2 pseudogenes are annotated in these 2,846 nt (G+C 56.9%); both read right to left on the bottom strand.

Annotated features, from left to right (window positions below):
* A pseudogene (locus tag Q0362_RS05215) lies at nucleotides 1–1,661 on the bottom strand (DNA-directed RNA polymerase subunit beta'); the annotation flags it as partial.
* Between the two features lie 39 nt (nucleotides 1,662–1,700).
* Nucleotides 1,701–2,846 (bottom strand): annotated as a pseudogene (locus Q0362_RS05210) (DNA-directed RNA polymerase subunit beta); the annotation flags it as partial.

Raw genomic sequence — 2,846 nt, 5'->3', positions numbered from 1 at the left:
TCGGCCTGAGCCTCAACCGAGAGCGGAAGGTGAACAGCCATCTGGTCACCGTCGAAGTCAGCGTTGAACGCAGCACAGACGAGAGGGTGAAGCTGAATAGCCTTACCTTCAATGAGCTGAGGTTCGAATGCCTGAATACCGAGGCGGTGAAGAGTTGGTGCGCGGTTCAGCAGAACTGGACGCTCGCGGATGATCTCTTCGAGAACATCCCACACCTGGGGACGGCTACGCTCAACCATGCGCTTCGCGCTCTTGATGTTCTGAGCGTGGCTCAGGTCGATCAGACGCTTGATAACGAATGGCTTGAACAGCTCGAGTGCCATCTGCTTAGGCAGACCACACTGGTGCAGCTTGAGCTGAGGACCCACGATGATGACCGAACGGCCCGAGTAGTCCACGCGCTTTCCGAGCAGGTTCTGACGGAAACGACCCTGCTTACCCTTGAGCATGTCTGACAGCGACTTGAGCGCACGGTTACCGGTACCGGTAACGGGGCGACCACGACGACCGTTGTCGAACAGTGCGTCAACAGCTTCCTGAAGCATGCGCTTCTCGTTGTTCACGATGATCTCGGGAGCACCGAGGTCAAGGAGGCGACGGAGACGGTTGTTGCGGTTGATCACACGACGGTAGAGGTCGTTGAGGTCAGAGGTCGCAAAGCGTCCACCGTCGAGCTGAACCATGGGGCGCAGCTCTGGTGGGATAACGGGAACAACATCGAGAACCATCGCTGCAGGCGAGGTGCCGGTGTTGAGGAAGGAAGAAACAACCTTGAGGCGCTTGATCGCACGGATCTTCTTTGCACCCTTGCCCTCGGTGATCTCGAGACGAAGCGATTCAGCTTCACCAGCGAGGTCGAAGGTTTCGAGGCGCTTCTTGATTGCTTCTGCACCCATGAATGCGTCGAAGTACAGGCCGTAGCGGTCTACCAGCTCGTTGAAGACAGCGTCTTCAGGCTTGAGGTCGCCAACCTTGAGGTTGCGGAAGTCGTCCCAGACGCGCTCGAGGCGAGCGATTTCTTCGTCGATGGACTTACGGATCTGAGACATTTCCTTCTCAGCTACGTCCTTCGCACGACGCTTCTGGTCTGCCTTAGCGCCTTCTGCTTCGAGAGCAGCAAGGTCGTTCTCGAGACGCTGCATGCGGTCAGCAATGCGAGAGTCGCGCTGGTCACCCAGAGTCTTGAGCTCGAGACGAAGCTCGTTCTCCAGACCAGGCATGTCAGCGTGACGACCCTCTTCGTCTACGTCGATAACCATGTAGGCAGCGAAGTAGATGACCTTCTCGAGGTCCTTAGGAGCCATGTCCAGCAGGTAACCCAAGCGGCTAGGAACGCCCTTGAAGTACCAGATGTGGGTAACGGGAGCGGCCAGCTCAATGTGACCCATGCGCTCACGGCGCACGGACGACTTGGTGACCTCTACGCCACAGCGCTCACAAACGATGCCCTTAAAGCGGACACGCTTGTACTTGCCACAGGAGCATTCCCAGTCGCGAGAAGGTCCGAAGATCTGCTCACCAAAGAGGCCGTCCTTCTCAGGCTTGAGGGTGCGGTAGTTGATGGTTTCGGGCTTCTTGACCTCACCGAACGACCAACGACGGATGTCGTCAGCAGTGGCCAGACCGATACGAAGCTTGTCAAAAGCGGTTGCGTCGAGCAATTTAACTCTTTCCTTAGATTCTTAAGTGTCTGACTCGGATTAGATCTCGTCGATTGACGAAGACTCGAAACGAGTGGAGATGTTGATACCGAGCTCTTCAGCTGCGCGGTATGCCTCATCGTCGTTGTCGCGGAGGCTGACGACATCGCCAGCTTCGTTGAGAACTTCAACGTTGAGACCGAGGGACTGCATTTCCTTCATGAGAACGCGGAACGACTCGGGGATACCGGGTTCCTGGATGTTCTCGCCCTTGACGATGGCTTCGTAAACCTTGACGCGGCCCACGATGTCGTCGGACTTGATGGTGAGGAGTTCCTGGAGTGCGTAAGCGGCACCATAAGCTTCCAGTGCCCACACCTCCATCTCACCGAATCGCTGTCCACCGAACTGTGCCTTACCACCAAGAGGCTGCTGCGTGATCATCGAGTAAGGACCCGTTGAACGTGCGTGAATCTTGTCATCGACAAGGTGGTGCAGCTTCAGGATGTACATGTAACCAACCGAGATGGGCTCAGGGAATGGTTCACCCGAACGGCCATCGAAGAGGTTTGCCTTACCGGAAGAACCGATTAGGCGGTCACCGTCACGAGTCAGAGTCGTGGAGTCAAGCAGACCCGCGATTTCTTCCTCAAGAGCGCCGTCGAATACAGGGGTAGCAACCTTGGTGCCAGGGGCAGCCTCGTGTGCTTCTGCAGGAAGGTGTGCTGCCCACTCAGGTGAGCCGTCAACCTTCCAACCCTGCTTCGCAATCCAACCAAGGTGGGTCTCGAGGACCTGACCGAAGTTCATACGACCGGGGATACCGAGCGGGTTGAGAACCACGTCAACGGGGGTACCGTCTTCGAGGAATGGCATGTCTTCAACAGGGAGGATCTTGGCGATAACACCCTTGTTTCCGTGACGTCCAGCGAGCTTGTCACCTTCGGTGATCTTACGCTTCTGGGCGATGTAGACAACAACGCGCTGGTTGACGCCCGAGCCGAGCTCGTCTTCGTCGTTCACTGCGTCGAATACCTTCACACCAATGATGGTTCCGGACTCACCGTGAGGAACCTTCAGCGAGGTGTCGCGAACTTCGCGGCTCTTCTCGTTGAAGATGGCGCGGAGCAGACGCTCTTCGGCAGAAAGCTCGGTCTCACCCTTAGGAGTGACCTTACCGACGAGGATGTCGCCGGGGCGAACCTC

The organism is uncultured Aurantimicrobium sp., from assembly GCF_936931525.1.
Classification (GTDB): Bacteria; Actinomycetota; Actinomycetes; order Actinomycetales; family Microbacteriaceae; genus Aurantimicrobium.
Note: the sequence above shows the minus strand (reverse complement) of the source record. Positions and strands in the feature narration are given on the sequence as shown.